This is a genomic window from Mammaliicoccus sp. D-M19 (genome assembly GCF_022386695.1).
GTDB lineage: Bacteria > Bacillota > Bacilli > Staphylococcales > Staphylococcaceae > Mammaliicoccus > Mammaliicoccus sciuri.
On the sequence record NZ_JAJNHW010000001.1, the window covers coordinates 1,009,206 to 1,024,716 of the forward strand.

The 15,511-nt window shown below is 34.5% G+C and carries 17 protein-coding genes; 9 read left to right on the forward strand and 8 right to left on the reverse strand.

Features of this window, described 5'->3' with window-relative positions:
* The first annotated feature begins 44 nt into the window (after positions 1-44).
* The 4 genes from LQ675_RS05140 to folE2 all read left to right on the forward strand — a co-directional run bounded on the left by LQ675_RS05140 (position 45) and on the right by folE2 (position 2,866).
* The gene (locus LQ675_RS05140) at positions 45-851 is read left to right on the forward strand and encodes a MurR/RpiR family transcriptional regulator (protein WP_075577621.1); all 807 of its coding nucleotides are present in this window, start codon (positions 45-47) and stop codon (positions 849-851) included.
* Positions 852-928: 77 nt separating this feature from the next.
* On the forward strand, positions 929-1,288 hold the full coding sequence (locus LQ675_RS05145; protein ID WP_025904884.1) for a YojF family protein: 360 nt from the start codon (positions 929-931) through the stop codon (positions 1,286-1,288).
* 12 nt (positions 1,289-1,300) lie between these two features.
* A complete protein-coding gene (gene bshB2 / locus LQ675_RS05150) occupies positions 1,301-1,969 on the forward strand; it encodes a bacillithiol biosynthesis deacetylase BshB2 (protein ID WP_037589936.1) in 669 nt (222 codons plus the stop codon).
* Between the two features lie 18 nt (positions 1,970-1,987).
* Positions 1,988-2,866, forward strand: a complete 879-nt coding sequence (folE2, locus tag LQ675_RS05155) for a GTP cyclohydrolase FolE2 (RefSeq protein WP_048541390.1) — start codon at positions 1,988-1,990, stop codon at positions 2,864-2,866.
* A gap of 64 nt (positions 2,867-2,930) precedes the next feature.
* Here folE2 and LQ675_RS05160 read toward each other — a convergent pair whose 3' ends face one another.
* The 4 genes from LQ675_RS05160 to tadA form a co-directional block, all read right to left on the reverse strand.
* Entirely contained in the window at positions 2,931-3,338 is a 408-nt protein-coding gene (locus tag LQ675_RS05160; RefSeq protein WP_239726541.1) for a GNAT family N-acetyltransferase, read from the reverse strand.
* 472 nt (positions 3,339-3,810) lie between these two features.
* Entirely contained in the window at positions 3,811-4,389 is a 579-nt protein-coding gene (locus LQ675_RS05165) for an NADPH-dependent FMN reductase (protein ID WP_048541386.1), read from the reverse strand.
* A 104-nt stretch (positions 4,390-4,493) separates the two neighbouring features.
* Positions 4,494-5,363, reverse strand: a complete 870-nt coding sequence (locus tag LQ675_RS05170; RefSeq protein WP_048541384.1) for a Cof-type HAD-IIB family hydrolase — start codon at positions 5,361-5,363, stop codon at positions 4,494-4,496.
* Positions 5,364-5,422: 59 nt separating this feature from the next.
* Entirely contained in the window at positions 5,423-5,905 is a 483-nt protein-coding gene (gene tadA / locus LQ675_RS05175; protein WP_255307816.1) for a tRNA adenosine(34) deaminase TadA, read from the reverse strand.
* Positions 5,906-5,973: 68 nt separating this feature from the next.
* Between tadA and LQ675_RS05180 the strand changes: the two genes are divergently transcribed.
* Both LQ675_RS05180 and LQ675_RS05185 read left to right on the forward strand, forming a co-directional pair.
* Positions 5,974-6,588, forward strand: coding sequence for a deoxynucleoside kinase (locus LQ675_RS05180; RefSeq protein WP_239726540.1), 615 nt, complete (start codon positions 5,974-5,976; stop codon positions 6,586-6,588).
* Positions 6,578-7,246 carry a deoxynucleoside kinase gene (locus LQ675_RS05185; protein ID WP_107610798.1) on the forward strand — a complete coding sequence of 223 codons (669 nt, stop codon included), beginning with the start codon at positions 6,578-6,580 and terminating at the stop codon, positions 7,244-7,246. The genes LQ675_RS05180 and LQ675_RS05185 overlap by 11 nt, the downstream gene beginning before the upstream one ends.
* A 49-nt stretch (positions 7,247-7,295) precedes the next feature.
* Here LQ675_RS05185 and LQ675_RS05190 read toward each other — a convergent pair whose 3' ends face one another.
* The 4 genes from LQ675_RS05190 to LQ675_RS05205 all read right to left on the reverse strand — a co-directional run bounded on the left by LQ675_RS05190 (position 7,296) and on the right by LQ675_RS05205 (position 11,775).
* Positions 7,296-8,006 (reverse strand): HAD family hydrolase, encoded by a 711-nt coding sequence (locus tag LQ675_RS05190; protein ID WP_107610799.1) that lies wholly within the window; start codon positions 8,004-8,006, stop codon positions 7,296-7,298.
* 70 nt (positions 8,007-8,076) lie between these two features.
* On the reverse strand, positions 8,077-9,171 hold the full coding sequence (locus tag LQ675_RS05195) for a branched-chain amino acid aminotransferase (RefSeq protein ID WP_048541371.1): 1,095 nt from the start codon (positions 9,169-9,171) through the stop codon (positions 8,077-8,079).
* 106 nt (positions 9,172-9,277) lie between these two features.
* Positions 9,278-10,240, reverse strand: a complete 963-nt coding sequence (locus LQ675_RS05200; protein ID WP_048541369.1) for an L-threonine 3-dehydrogenase — start codon at positions 10,238-10,240, stop codon at positions 9,278-9,280.
* A 347-nt stretch (positions 10,241-10,587) separates the two neighbouring features.
* Positions 10,588-11,775, reverse strand: a complete 1,188-nt coding sequence (locus tag LQ675_RS05205; RefSeq protein ID WP_048541367.1) for a glycine C-acetyltransferase — start codon at positions 11,773-11,775, stop codon at positions 10,588-10,590.
* Positions 11,776-11,928: 153 nt separating this feature from the next.
* On the opposite strand from LQ675_RS05205, the gene LQ675_RS05210 reads away from it, so the two are divergent.
* The 3 genes from LQ675_RS05210 to LQ675_RS05220 are packed head-to-tail and all read left to right on the forward strand — an operon-like array spanning position 11,929 to position 15,459.
* Positions 11,929-13,098 (forward strand): amidohydrolase, encoded by a 1,170-nt coding sequence (locus LQ675_RS05210; RefSeq protein WP_058590875.1) that lies wholly within the window; start codon positions 11,929-11,931, stop codon positions 13,096-13,098.
* 2 nt (positions 13,099-13,100) lie between these two features.
* On the forward strand, positions 13,101-14,300 hold the full coding sequence (locus LQ675_RS05215; protein ID WP_058610903.1) for an amidohydrolase: 1,200 nt from the start codon (positions 13,101-13,103) through the stop codon (positions 14,298-14,300).
* A complete protein-coding gene (locus LQ675_RS05220; RefSeq protein WP_048541362.1) occupies positions 14,284-15,459 on the forward strand; it encodes a M20 metallopeptidase family protein in 1,176 nt (391 codons plus the stop codon). The genes LQ675_RS05215 and LQ675_RS05220 overlap by 17 nt, the downstream gene beginning before the upstream one ends.
* Positions 15,460-15,511 lie beyond the last annotated feature (52 nt).

Genomic DNA, 15,511 nt, shown 5'->3' on the forward strand with positions numbered 1-15,511 from the left:
TTTCAATTATAATGTTATTTATTCTATAAATTGAGGTGTCCTTCATGAATTTTGAAAATCGTATTCAACAATTTTCATACCTTTTCACAAAGTCTGATGAAAAGATTGCTAGATTCATACTCGATCATCCAGTTGGCGATCATTTTTCAACAATTACTTCTTTAGCTTATGCAATTGGTGTATCAACTTCTAGCATTACAAGATTTAGTCATAAATTGAACTATCAACATTTTCAAGATATGAAGTTCAATATTCAACAAACTTATGAGAAGACGGATATTCAAAACGTTCCACTCATTAAAAGAATCCACGAATATCATCAAACGCTTATACAACAAACTGGTGAATTTATATCTAACGATAAAATTAATCAACTGATTGATATTTTAACTAATAGTCGTCAAACGCTTTTTGCAGGTTTAGGGAGTTCTGGTTTAACAGCAACTGAATTCTATTATCGAACGATGAGAATGGGCATAGCTGGAAGTTCTGTAACTGATGCGCATCAAATGAAAATTGGTGCTTCGCTATTAAATCGAAATGATGCGTTAATTGCTTTTTCTAATAGTGGCAAGACAGAAGAACTCATTAATGCTGCTAAAATTGCTAAATCTCAAGGGGCAACTGTTATTGCGATTACAAACTATGCTGGCAGTGAACTGACTGCTTATTCTGACATTGTCATCATGACGATTGATCAAACGAGAGTGAACGATAAACAATTCATTAACACACAAATTTCAGCACATTTCTTGATTGATGTTGTCAGTTATATATTGTTAGAGCGACAAGATAATATGAATCTTTATCAGCATACGAGAGACGTCATACTTCAAGACAATAAATCATAACTTGTGAGCAGAATGTATATAAATTTACTCAAGAATTTAGTAGAATAGTAAAGTATATACTATGAGGAGTGAAAGGCATGGAATTAATTCAAGTAGATCAAGTACAATCACTAATATCGGAATATGAAAATAAGCCAGTTTATCTCCATGTAGAAACAACAAATGGTGCTTATGCAAACCATTTTGATAGCAAAGTATTTAATGCTGGTACATTTTTAAGAAATATTCAAGTTACTTTTACACACGCACATTTAACGGGCGGTAATAAAGAACCTTATCGTGTTGGTTTAAAATTAGACAACAACGGTTGGGTTTATGTTCAAGGATTAACACATTATGAAGTAACTGAAAATAACGAACTATTAATAGCGGGACTAAATTATGAAGGACAACTTGCTGCAACTTTAGAAATTAGTAGCAATCCTTTCAAGGATTAAGAGGTGAATACAATGAATGACGAAAGACAAGTATTAGTTATTTTTCCACATCCAGACGACGAAGCATTTGGAACATCTGGTACATTAAGTAAGTTCGTGGACAATGGTACACCTGTAACTTACGCGTGTTTAACGTTAGGACAAATGGGCCGTAACCTAGGTAACCCACCTTTTGCTACACGTGAATCTTTACCATTTATAAGAGAACGTGAATTAGATGCAGCAGCTGAAGCGATCGGTATCACGGATTTAAGAAAAATGGGCTATAGAGATAAAACAATCGAATTTGAACCTAAAGATGAATTAGATAATATGGTAAAATCATTAATAGATGAACTTAACCCATCATTGATTATTTCATTCTATCCTGGTTATTCCGTTCACCCCGACCATGAAGCAACTGCAGAATCAGTTGTAAGAACAGTCAGTCGTATGGAAGCATCAGCAAGACCTAAATTACACCTTGTGGCATTTAGTAATGACACATACAGCGATTTAGGAGAACCGGATATTAATATAGATATTACTGGATACGAAGAACGCAAGATGAAAGTCCTTAAAGCTCATGCGTCTCAAACAGGTCCAATGTTACAAAACCTTGCTTCAAATACTCAAGAAGGTGAAGCGGCTAAAGATATGTGGATGAAGACAGAACATTTCTGGACATATCATATTGAATAGATAGTGGAGGCAATGTGAATGACACAATTAGATTTATCAACACGTGAAGCGCGCTGGAAATATTTCGGTTCAGTTGACCCTATTAAAGGTACGAAACCAACTGAAAAAGAAAAGATGCCTGATTTACAAAGCTCTAAGAAAGATTTCCTGTTCGAAATTGAACATGTTGGTATCAAGAACTTAATTTACCCTGTAAGAATTGATGATTTTCAAACAGTTGGAAACTTCGAATTTTCAACTAGTTTAAATCAAGACGAAAAAGGTATTAATATGAGCCGTATTATCGAAAGTGTTGAAAAACATTATGATAACGGTGTAAAACTAGATTTCGATCATCTAACAACATTATTAAATACACTACAAACTGCAATGATTCAAAATACTGCATCAGTAGATGTAACAGCAAAATGGTTCTTTAACCGCTTTAGCCCAGTTACAAACCAAAAGGCAGTCGGTCATGCAGATATTAGATATATCTTATCCGTTTCAGAAGATAAAATAACAAAGAAATCTTTAGGTATAGAAGTACCTGTAACAACGTTATGCCCATGTTCTAAAGAAATTAGTGAATACTCCGCTCATAATCAGCGTGGTATTATCACAGTCCTAATTGATTTAGATCCAGAAGTAAGCCTACCAGATAACTATAAAGATATTGTATTAGACGGTATGGAGGCTAACGCAAGTTCAATGTTATATCCAATCTTGAAACGAACTGACGAAAAAGCCGTAACAGAAAGAGCATATGAGAATCCAAGATTTGTAGAAGATTTAATTAGATTGGTAGCAGCTGATTTAGTAGAATTAGAATGGATTCAAGGATTTGAAATCGAATGCCGAAACGAAGAATCTATACATCAACACGACGCATTCGCAAGATTAAAATATACTAAGTAATTTAAATAGAGAACGGACCGACGTAGAAAAGTCGGTCCGTTTTTTGGTTGTGGATGCGGGAGGGCTATTGGTTGATCTTCATGAAAGCAGTACAGCCATATTTATCTAATGACAGTAACTCATTCTTTTCATAAAAATTGATAGTTTTTTCTGATGTGTCCGTCATTAATACAACTTGTCTGACATGATTAAATCGTTCTTTAATCATATTTAAAAGTTTGCTACCTATTCCGTTACCTTGATAATCAGGATCTATAAGAATATCTTGTACATATGCAATTGAATGATCATCGCTTATAATTCTAGTCAATCCAACTAATTGATCATTATCCCATACAGTTACAAAGTAACAAGTATTTTTTAATAGCACCGTCATATCTTCATTATTCTTTACATATACATCCCAACCGACACTTAAATATAACTTTTGTAAATCCTCATTGTTAGGTATTCTCTTTATTGAATATTCCATGGTGATACCCCCTATTATTGCTTAATCATCAAGTTATCAAAAGTCCATATTATTATAATAAGGTAATTATACATTATTATGGTCGTTTGTGATGTTGTATAAGTTGGTATTCCGTTTTCGGGTCGATATTTTTATTTATCGGCCTGGAAATCTCGTTTTCGGGTCGATAATTTATTTTATCGGCCTGGAAATCCCGTTTTCGGGTCGATAAATTTTTTTTATTGGCCTGGAAATCCTGTTTTCGGGTCGATATTTTTATTTATCGGCCTGTAAATCCTGTTTTCGGGTCGATAATTTATTTTATCGGTCCATATTTCCCGTTTTTGGATCGTTAATTTTTCTTATCGGTCCATATTTCTCGTTTCTGGACCGATAATTTTCCATATCGGTCTATATTCCTCACCCCAGCCCGATATTCCCACCATTCTCTATAAAGAAAAGAGCAACAGCCTAAGCTGTTGCTCTCCTCTTATTATGAATTTACTTCTTCTGTTTCAATCCACGGGTTATTTTGTATTAATTTTGTGATTTGTTCTGTAAATAATTTAACGCGTAATTTAATATCATCTACATCTACATAATATGTGCCGTCTTCTGTTTTACCATAGTCTGCATCTTGTGTTGAGATTTGGACTGGCACTGCAATACCTAATAAGTTTCTCATAATAATACGTAAATGTGATAATGGTTCTGTACTGCGCATACCACCACTATTACATATTAAGCCTACAGGTTTCATTTTAAATTGATCCATCGTTAAATGATCTAATGCATTTTTCAGTATCCCTGAATATGAACCGTGATAATTTGGTGTACCGATAATAATTGCATCGGCGTCTTCAGCTTTCTCACGTAATTCATTTACATTATCTTTAACGCGTTCGTCATTTAAATGCTTGCCTGATACATCTAAAAACGGTATTTGTTTATCATATAAATCAAACAATGTTACTTCCGCACCTTGTTCTTCTAAATTACCTCGAACAAATTGTGCTAGTGCATGTGTATGTGAATATTGTTTTGCGCTACCTACAATAAGTAATACTTTCAATGTTGTCACCTCAAAATTTTAATGATTATCATTACCGACCATTATAACATACAAAAAAACTATGAATTCAAATTTATAGAAAAATCATTCTTTTGGACGATGTTTTAGCGGTCATAATCTTTGAGTGCATGTATAATCGCTTTACCTACACCACTATGTTCATTAGTGTCTGTAACATAATCTGCTATCTCTTTAACTTCGGGTGCACCATTTTCCATGGCAACTGCATATCCTGCTTTTTCTAACATAGAAACGTCATTTAAATTATCACCAATTGCCATTACATCTGACATTGGAATGTTTAATTGATTTGCTATTTCTTCTAAAGCAATACCTTTTTGAGCATCTGAATGCGTAATTTCGATATTCCCTCTTGATGAAGAAGATACAGCTAAACTTTTTGATTCTGAAATTTCAGCTTTAGCTCTATCAATTTTAGTTAAGTCACTCGCGAAGGCCAATATTTTCAAAATGATTTCGCCTGGTCTATTTTCGATTTCATCGTAACTATCGACAGTTTTTAAAGTACCGTTGTCAATTCTACTTTGAATGTTGGCACGAATTTTTTTAACATCTGCTTTTTGACCTGCTTTTTCAGCGATATCAACGTATATTTCTAAATCTTTTTCTGGGTCTTCTGTATATATACCGAAGTTTGTATATACTTGATAATAAATATCTTCTTTATTTAAGACGCCTGTAATTTTATTGATTAATGGACGCGTTAATTTAGATGTATGAACGATGTTGAATTCTTCATCTCTTACTTCTGCACCATTTAAACAAATATATGGTAATGTTAAATCTGTTTTTTCAATTGGACTGTTTGCTTCATAAAATGCTCTACCCGTAGCTATAACGACAGTTATCCCTTTAGATTGTGCATACTTTATTGCTTCATAATTTTCATTAGAAACTTCATGTGCAGCGTTTAATAAAGTACCATCCATATCTGTTGCGATTAACTTAATCATGAAAGTAACCTCTTTTCTTTATATTCAACATAAATTTTAACAAATAACAGTAATAATCTCTATGAATCTGTATTATTCTGCTTAATTTGTTTTTTTAAAATCCTTTTTTCCTTAAAAAATGTTCGTAACATGTCACCACATTCTTGTTCGAGTATCCCTCTTTCAACTGTAGCTCGATGATTGAAGCGTGTATCTTCTATTAAATTCATTAAGCTACCACTACAACCGCCTTTTAAATCTGTCGCGCCGTATACGACATGAGGAATTCTACTCATAACAATAGCGCCTGAACACATAACACAAGGCTCTAACGTAGCATATAATGTTGTCTCTTCGAGACGCCATGAATTAAGGTACTTGGCCGCTTCTTGTATCGCAATCATTTCAGCGTGCGCTACAGGGCTTTGATCATGTTCTCTTAAATTATGTCCTCTGCCAATTACTTCATCTTTATAAACAATTATTGCGCCAATCGGTACTTCATCCATTGCCCAAGCTTTTTTTGCTTCTTCAATTGCAAGTTTCATATATTTTTCATGCACGCTACATTTCACTCCGTTTAATTTGTGATAGAATAAGTATGTCTATTTTAACATCTGGAGAGATATATATGAAAAAAACCTTTATCGCAATTGAAGGACCAATCGGCGTCGGGAAAAGCTCTTTAACGAAAAAGCTTGCTGAAGCGCTCTATTACACTGAAGAATTTGAAATTGTTGATGAGAATCCATATTTAAGTGATTTTTATGACGATATTTCTAAATGGAGCTTTCAAACCGAAATGTTCTTCTTGTGTCATCGTTACAAACAGTTAACCGATTTAGAAAATATTAACGGTATTGTGAGCGACTATCATATCTTTAAAAATAAGATTTTCGCTAAAAACACATTAAATGAAACTGAATTTGATAAATTTAGTAGAATTTATGATATCTTAACTGAAGATATTCGCATGCCTGACCAAATTATCTTTCTCGATGCATCCCTCGAAGTACTTCAACAACGAATTGCCCATCGAAATAGATCATACGAAACTCAAATTGAAAATGATTATTTAGCTCAACTTAAACGTGACTATAATCAATTTTATGAAGAAGTAAAAAATGAAATTGATGCGATTCAAATCGATACTTCTCATTTAGATTTCGTGAATAACACCGCAGATTATCAACAAGTCTTAAACTTATTACAACCTTTGATTGGAGAGATTATACATGACAAATAAAGTCATACCAAATGATGCTATCATCACAATTGCTGGTACTGTTGGTGTTGGAAAATCATCTTTAACACAAGCACTTAGCGAACGACTAAACTTCAAGACTTCTTTTGAGAAAGTCGATAACAACCCTTATTTAGAAAAATTTTATCACGACTTTGAACGTTGGAGCTTTCATCTACAAATTTACTTTTTAGCAGAACGCTTTAAAGAACAAAAAAGAATGTTCGAATATGGTGGCGGATTTATTCAAGACCGTTCAATATATGAAGACGTTGATATATTTGCTAAAATGCACGAAGAACAAGGCACAATGACTGAAGAAGATTATGCGACGTATAGAGAATTATTTGAAGCAATGGTTATGACGCCTTACTTTCCTAAACCAGACGCATTAATCTATTTAGAATGTGACTATAATGACGTCATTCAACGTATCCAAAGACGTGGACGTCAAATGGAAATCGAAACAGATGAAGCATACTGGAAAAAATTATTCTCACGTTATGATAATTGGATTAATAATTTTACAGAATGTCCAGTTGTACGTGTAAATATTAACGACTATGACTTATACGAAGATCCAGATTCCATTATCCATATTATAGATAAAATTGCGCATGTCATTGAGACACACCGTTCAATCGATACACGCGTAAAATAATAAAAAGGCCATAAACATGCTGTTATAAGCATATTTATGGCCTTTTATTTTATTTACTCCATTCCGCTTCTTGTGCGTAAAATTCATTAATATCTTGATAAATAAAGTCTGCATCTGATAAATCTTCTTTATTACCCGTACCACTCAGAACGCCAATAACTTTCTTGAAGTGAGCGTTCTTACCCATTTGTATGTCAGTTGGTGTATCACCTATAATCACAATTTCATCTGGTGATACGTTCCATTTTTCATAAAATTCTTCTACCATTTTAGGATTTGGCTTTTGATAACCGTTAATAGATGCTGTTATTTTTTCATCTATTATATGACCTACACCTGCATCTTGAATAAATCGATTTGTCCCGTCGATATCATCACTTGTTATAATTGCGATTTGGTATGATTTCTCTTTAAATGCTGTTAATGTTTCTACCATTCCTTCTATAACGATGGTTTCTGGCTCGTACTCTTCGATTAAATCTTTGCTTAGTTGTACTGTCCAGTCTTCAATTTCTTTTGGATCAGCATTTTCTGCAAATTTTGCAAACACACGTACGATATCAGCTAATGTTCCTGATGCTAATATACCACTTGATAGAAATTGTCCATCTACATATCCTAACGCTTCTTGTAATGCTTGTTGTTGCTCTATATGATATTTCTCAACAAAGCGATCAATCATCACAAGTGATATCTCAGACCATGTTTCATCAAACTTAAGCAATGTCCCATCTTTATCAAATAATAACCATTTAATCATCACTTTACTCCTTTAAAAAAGAGTCTGCTACAGATACTGTCTCAGACTCTCTTCTTATTATTGAATTTATTTAAACAATTTCAATGTGGCTTTCTTGTCCTACGACAACTCTCCAACCGTGTTTATCTTCTTTCTTACCTGTTTGGATTGCTGTATATTCATCAAATAACGTTTGAGTAACCGGACCGATTTCATTATTATTAATTGTTATTTCAGCTTCTTCGTATTTTAGGAATCCTACTGGAGAAATAACTGCTGCAGTTCCTGTCCCGAAAATTTCTGTTAAACGACCGTCATGATGGGCATTTATAATATCATCAATAGATAATCGTTTCTCTTCAGTTTCATAACCTAACTCTCGAGCAAGTTCGAGAACTGTTTTACGCGTAATACCTGGTAAAATACTACCATTCAACTCAGGTGTTACAACTTTGCCATCGATGACGAAGAATATATTCATACTTCCGACTTCTTCGATGTATTTTTGTTCAACGCCGTCTAACCATAATACTTGATCAAATCCAAGTTCATTAGCACGTGTTTGCGCGATTAAACTTGCTGCGTAGTTACCACCACATTTAGCAAATCCAACGCCACCTCTTACAGCACGTACATATTCATCTTCAACATATATACTTGTTGGTTTCATTTGATCATCACCGTAATAAGCGCCTACTGGAGAAAGTATTACTAAAAATTCGTAGTCCGTAGAAGAACGCACACCTAAGTATGGTTCAGTTGCATATACAAATGGTCTAACATATAAGGATTGTCCTTCTCCACTTGGGATCCAATCGCGCTCTAAATCAATAAGTTGTAATAAGCCGTTCAACACTTTTTCTTCATCGATTTGAGGCATTTCAAGTCTTTTTAAAGATAAATTAATTCGCTTGAAATTTTGGTCAGGTCTGAATAACGTAACTTCATCACCATCTTTATATGCTTTCATTCCTTCGAACACTGTTTGTCCATAATGAAGACCTTGTGCACTTGGTGACAACGTAATCGGCCCATATGGAATTATTTTAGGCTCTGACCAGCCTTCACCCTGTTTATATGACATAGATAGCATATAATCAGTAAAGATTTCGCCAAAGACCAAATTTGAAAAATCCGGTTTCTCTTTAAGCTGTTCACGCTTTTCTACGTAAAATGTTTCTGTCATAATGATTCCTCCTAGGCTAATTAATAATTAATGTTATCAAGTATATCAGTCATAGAGGCGTTATTCAATGAATTTTTGGAAAATTTAAAAAATATACACAATAAAATTACTGTTTAGCTAAATTATCTTTTTCTTCAATGGCTTTAAGCATTAATGATGTCATTTTTTCTAAATCATAAGCTGGTGAGAAATCCCACTCTTCTTTAGCACAAGTTGAATCAATTGAATTTGGCCAGCTATCAGCAATTGCTTGTCTTTCTGGATCCACATCATAACCTAATTCGAAATCAGGCATATGTTTTTGGATAGCAGCTTTAATCGTCTCAGGATCAACACTCATTGCGCTCACATTGTATGCATTACGGTTAATTAATCGTGAACTATCCGCTTCCATCAATTTAATAATTGCATCAATAGCATCATCCATGAACATCATATCCATAAATGTACCTTTATCTATATAGCTATCGTATCTTCCTTCTCTGATAGCTTTGAAATAAATTTCCACTGCATAATCAGTTGTACCGCCACCTGGTTCTTTAACGTAAGAGATTAACCCAGGAAATCTCATACTTCTAGTATCTACGCCAAATTTCGTGTAGTAATAGTCACATAATAATTCCCCAGCTACTTTATTTACACCATACATTGAAGTTGGTCTTTGAATTGTAACTTGAGGTGTCATATCTTTAGGTGTATTTGGTCCAAACGCACCGATTGAACTTGGTGTGAAGAATTGCATATCGAATTCACGTGCTATTTCAAGTGCATTTACTAATCCACCCATATTTAAATTCCAAGCGAATAGTGGATTCTTTTCAGCAGTTGCTGAAAGTAATGCCGCCATATGCATTAAAGTATCTGCATTGAAGTTTTTAACTAATTCATGAAATCTTTCTTGATCTGTAACATCTAAAATTTCAAATGGTCCATTATTAATTTCGCTGTCACTTTCTGGTTCTCTAATATCAGTCGCTAATACATTTTCATTACCATATTTATTTCTTAGCTTTATAACTAATTCTGTCCCTATTTGTCCTAACGCCCCAGTGATTATTATCTTTTTCATTTTAAATCCTCCTGTATTGTTGAAATGTTCATTTGTACGCTCAAGAAATACAAAAACGCTTTCTTCAATGATATTTTACTATATTTTTAGCGTTTTGTATACTTCAGAAGTACATACTATTGATAAATAAAGTTACCTTATACAAAAAACAATCGTATTGTAATACATAAGTCGAGAATAAAATGTTAGTTTCGGTACATTTCGTTACAAAAGTATGGAGATTTGTTACTAACGGCACCTTTAATTACAAAACACGCAAGTTCTGTTACAAACTGTCGCCTCAATCGTTATAAATTAAAAGCGCATGGGACGTATTCATTTGTCCCATGCGCTTGATGAAATATTAATTATAGTAATCCTAATTCTTTACCGATTTTTTCATAAATATCAATTGCTTGATCTAGTTGCTCTTTAGTATGAGCGGCTGTTGGCATATTTCTTACACGGCCAGTGCCTCTTGGAACTGTTGGGAATACGATTGCTTTCGCATACACACCTTCGTCCATTAATCTCTTACTAAATGTTTGAGCTTTTTTCTCTTCACCGATAATTACAGGTGTAATTGGTGTTTCTGAATGACCGATATCAAAGCCTTTTGCTTTTAAGCCTTCTTTTAAGTAATTAGCATTATCCCATAATTTATCATGTAATTCTGTAGAAGCCATTAATTTTTTCACTGATTCTGTAATAGCTTTAGTATCTCCAGGTGCTAATGAAGTTGAGAATAAGAATGGTCTTGAAGCAACTTTTAACCAGTCTATTAAATCTTTAGTACCAGCTACATAACCACCTACAACACCAATTGCTTTTGAAAGTGTTCCGATTTGGAAATCAATTTTGTCTTGAAGTCCGAAATGTTTAACTGTTCCTGCACCTTTACCCATTACACCAGAACCATGCGCGTCATCAACATATGTGATTAAACCAAATTCTTCAGCAATTTCTACAATTTCAGGTAATTTCGCTACGTCTCCATCCATTGAGAATACGCCATCTGTAATGTACATAACTTTATTATATTGACCTGATTCAACCGCTTCTTTAGCTTTCGCTCTTAAATCATCCATATCTGAATGATTAACACGAATAATTTTCGCTTTAGATAAACGACAACCATCAATAATTGAAGCATGGTTTAATTCATCAGATAAGATTGCATCATTTTTATTCATAACAGCTGAGATGGCAGCCATGTTACAGTTAAAGCCTGATTGATATGCGATTGCACTTTCAGTACCTTTGAACTGAGCTAAAGTTTCTTCAAGTTCTCTATGCAAGTCTAACGTACCATTAATTGTACGTACTGCCCCCGCACCTACACCGTGAGAATCAATTGCATCTTTAGCAGCTTTCTTTAAATCTTCATCTGTTGCTAATCCAAGATAGTTATTTGAAGATAAGTTAATGTAACTTTTACCTCCAATTGTGATTTCAGCACCATTTGCACCTTCAACGACATCAATCTCGTTATATAGGCCATTGTCTTTTAATTCATTTAGATTTGTTTGTAAGAATGAATCTAATGTTTGTACCATTTAAACCTTCTCCTTTAGCACTTTTTCTCAATCATAACACATCAAAATCAAAGAATTAAGCGTTATCATCTCAAATTGAATTGTTTAAATTTTCTATAAATTTTGCTACAATTATCATATTATATTTTTAAAGAACTGAAAGAAGGTTTATTAATGGTTAATTGGAAAGAAGAAGTAGATAAAAAATTCGATCGACTTGTAGACATCAGAAGACATATGCACAAAAATCCTGAACTATCCTATCATGAGGAGAAAACTCATGATTTTATTTTATCTGAATTAAAGAAATTAGATAAATTAGAGATTAAAGCGCCAGTCGGGGAACGTGGCATTGTCGCTAAATTAAAAGGGAACGAACCTGGTCAAACGATTGCATTTCGCGCAGATTTTGATGCTTTACCTATTCAAGATGAAAAAGACGTACCTTATAAATCGACTGTGGATGGTGTTATGCATGCATGTGGTCATGACGGTCATACCGCTACACTCTTAACATTCTGTGAAATACTGCATGAACATCAACATTTGCTTAAAGGGAATGTTGTTTTTATTTTTCAATATGCAGAAGAATTAAGTCCTGGCGGTGCTAGCCCAATGGTTGATGATGGTGCATTAGAAGGTGTCGATAAAGTTTATGGAAACCATTTTTGGAGCGGTCATGAAACATCTTCAATTAAGACACGTCCTAATGAAATGATGGCATCACCTGACTACTTTGAAGTAACCATTCAAGGTAAAGGTGGTCACGGCGCTAAACCTCATACATCAATCGATCCAATTGTAATCGTTGCAGAATATATTTCTAGCATCCAAAAAATTATTTCTCGAAATATAGATCCAATTGACAGAGGAGTTATTACAGTTGGGAAAGTAGATGCGGGTACTGCTTTTAATGTTATAAGTGATACAGCTACTTTAGCGGGTACAGTTAGAACGTTTAAACCAGAAGTTAAAGACACAATAGAAGCTGAGCTTGAACGTATTTTAAAAGGGATTTGTTTAGCAAATAACGCGACTTATGACTTTGAATACCGTAGAGGTTATCCTACAGTCGTCAACCACAAAGAACAATATGAAGTGGTTAAAGAAGCTGCTGAGCGCTTAGATTTAACTTATGAAGACATCCCTCCTATGATGATTGGTGAAGATTTCTCATACTACTTACTTAATCGTCCAGGTTGTTTCTTCCTAACAGGTAGCGGTAATGAAGATAAAGGCTCAACTGCCCCTCATCATCATCCTATGTTTGATTTAGACGAAGAAGCGATGAAGACGACGACACAAATGTTTATTCAAGTACTTGAGATAGAAGGTGTTCTATAAGAATGAAAAATATTTTATTACAAAAAGTTGAAGACTATTATGATGAAATGATTGAAATCAGAAGATATTTACATATGAATCCGGAATTATCTTTTGAAGAAGTGAAGACACCTGCTTATATTGCACATTACTTAAGAGAATTAGGTATTGACGTTCGTGAAGGAGTCGGTGGACGTGGTGTTGTAGGTACATTAAATAAAGATAAAGAAGGTCCTACATTAGCGATTAGAGCTGATTTTGATGCATTACCTATCCAAGATGAAAAGGAAGTACCTTACAAGTCAACTGTTGATGGCGTCATGCATGCTTGTGGTCACGATGCCCATACGGCTGTATTGCTAATGACTGCGAAAATTTTATCCGAACATAAAGATGAAATTAATGGCCGTGTCGTCTTTATTCATCAACATGCTGAAGAAGTCGATCCTGGTGGTGCCATTCAAATGATTGCTGATGGGTGTTTAACAGGTGTTGATGCGATTATCGGACAACATGTATCTAGTCATTTAGATGTTGGTAAAATCGGCTATAAATACGGTACAACGACAGGTATCCCAGATGATTTTTGGATTACTTTGAAAGGTAGAGGTGGACATGCTGCACATCCTGATCAATTGATTGATCCACTCGCTGCAGGTATACAATTATGTAACGATTTACAATACATTGTTTCACGTAAAACAAGTGCACTCTCTCCTGCCGTTCTATCCATTACAATGTTTAATGCTGGAGAAACGAATAACGTCATACCAGATACATGTAAAATTGGTGGGACGATTAGGACTTTCGACTCGGACACACAGACAAGTGTCATAGAAGGCTTTAAGAAAGTATTAGAAGGCATTGCGACTTCTACTGATGTTACTTACGACTTGAAATATAGTAAAGGGTATCCACCCGTAATTAACACGGAACGGGAAACTGATCTTATATTAGAAGCGACCAAAGAGATTGATAGCGTTGAAGAACTCGTAGAATTAGAAGCAAGTTTGGGTGGAGAAGATTTTTCTTATTATCAACAGCGTGTTCCTGGTGCATTTTTCTATACAGGCACGAGAAACGAACATTTCAAAGCTGACTTCCCTCATCATCATCCTAAGTTTGATATTGATGAGCAAGGCTTAATAAACGCTGTACGTATCTTCTTACTCACAACATTTAAGTTTATGGAAAGGAATGATATTCATGACATTAACGACTGAAGTTAATCAATATATGGATGAATTAATAGAAATTAGAAGACATTTACATCAACATCCCGAACTTTCTTTTCAAGAAGAAAATACAAAGAAATACATAGCTGATTATCTTGAAAACCTTGGAATCGAAGTTAAAAGAGATGTCGGTGGTAACGGCTTATTAGGTTATATAAACGGTGGACATGAAGGACCAACGATTGCATTAAGAGCTGATTTTGATGCATTACCTATTCAAGACGAAAAAGATGTACCTTATAAATCTAAGGTCGATGGTGTGATGCATGCTTGTGGTCATGATGCGCATACGGCAAGTTTACTCATCACTGCAAAAATACTTAAAAAGCACGAGCAAGATATTCATGGGAATGTCGTATTAATCCATCAACATGCTGAAGAGTCACTTCCTGGTGGCGCTAAAGCGATGGTAGAAGCCGGTGCACTTGATGGTGTGGATTATGTCTTCGGAACACATACAGCAAGTCATATTGACGCAAATAAAGTTGGATTTTGTTCTGGACCAGCGTATGCTGCAGCTGATTCATTTGAAATTGATATACAAGGATTAGGTGGACATGGTGCTATGCCACAACTAGCTAAAGATCCTATCGTTGCTGCATCTTCATTGATTGTCCAAGCACAAAGTATCGTTTCAAGAACAGTTGATCCTTTAGAATCGGCTGTCGTAACGTTCGGCACATTTAAAGGTGGTAATGCGTTCAATGTTATCGCGGATAAAGTTCAATTATCTGGAACAATTAGAACATATTTACCATACGTTAAAGATCAAATTAAAGAACGTTTGAACGGCATATTAAACGGTATCGAATCAAGCTATGGTGTTAAATGCCATTTGAAATATCACGACGGTTATCCGCCTGTAGTAAATCATGAGAAAGAAACAGAATGGGCTAAAAAACTTGCATCAGAAATTGATTCAGTTGATGAAGCATTCGATTTCCCTCCTTCTTTAGGTGGCGAAGATGTTGGTTATTTCTTACAACATGTTCCAGGAACATATTTCTTTACTGGTGTAGGTAATGAAGCACTTAAAGCGACTTATCCGCATCACCATCCAAAATTCGATTTAGATGAACAAGCATTACAAAATAGCGTCAAATTATTCTTATCTATTATTGAACATAGTGATGAATTAGAAAAATAAACCATAAAAAAAGCCGAGACAACTTAATGTCTCGGCTTTAAATTTGTTTAAT

Bases quoted from the DNA above. Each gene is read 5' to 3' on its own strand.
- LQ675_RS05140 (WP_075577621.1), top strand. From the start codon at position 45: ATGAATTTTGAAAATCGTATTCAACAATTTTCATACCTTTTCACAAAG.
- LQ675_RS05145 (WP_025904884.1), top strand. From the start codon at position 929: ATGGAATTAATTCAAGTAGATCAAGTACAATCACTAATATCGGAATAT.
- bshB2 (WP_037589936.1), top strand. From the start codon at position 1,301: ATGAATGACGAAAGACAAGTATTAGTTATTTTTCCACATCCAGACGAC.
- folE2 (WP_048541390.1), top strand. From the start codon at position 1,988: ATGACACAATTAGATTTATCAACACGTGAAGCGCGCTGGAAATATTTC.
- LQ675_RS05160 (WP_239726541.1), bottom strand. From the start codon at position 3,338: ATGGAATATTCAATAAAGAGAATACCTAACAATGAGGATTTACAAAAG.
- LQ675_RS05170 (WP_048541384.1), bottom strand. From the start codon at position 5,363: ATGATTAAGTTAATCGCAACAGATATGGATGGTACTTTATTAAACGCT.
- LQ675_RS05180 (WP_239726540.1), top strand. From the start codon at position 5,974: ATGAAAAAAACCTTTATCGCAATTGAAGGACCAATCGGCGTCGGGAAA.
- LQ675_RS05185 (WP_107610798.1), top strand. From the start codon at position 6,578: ATGACAAATAAAGTCATACCAAATGATGCTATCATCACAATTGCTGGT.
- LQ675_RS05190 (WP_107610799.1), bottom strand. From the start codon at position 8,006: ATGATTAAATGGTTATTATTTGATAAAGATGGGACATTGCTTAAGTTT.
- LQ675_RS05195 (WP_048541371.1), bottom strand. From the start codon at position 9,171: ATGACAGAAACATTTTACGTAGAAAAGCGTGAACAGCTTAAAGAGAAA.
- LQ675_RS05200 (WP_048541369.1), bottom strand. From the start codon at position 10,240: ATGAAAAAGATAATAATCACTGGGGCGTTAGGACAAATAGGGACAGAA.
- LQ675_RS05205 (WP_048541367.1), bottom strand. From the start codon at position 11,775: ATGGTACAAACATTAGATTCATTCTTACAAACAAATCTAAATGAATTA.
- LQ675_RS05210 (WP_058590875.1), top strand. From the start codon at position 11,929: ATGGTTAATTGGAAAGAAGAAGTAGATAAAAAATTCGATCGACTTGTA.
- LQ675_RS05215 (WP_058610903.1), top strand. From the start codon at position 13,101: ATGAAAAATATTTTATTACAAAAAGTTGAAGACTATTATGATGAAATG.
- LQ675_RS05220 (WP_048541362.1), top strand. From the start codon at position 14,284: ATGACATTAACGACTGAAGTTAATCAATATATGGATGAATTAATAGAA.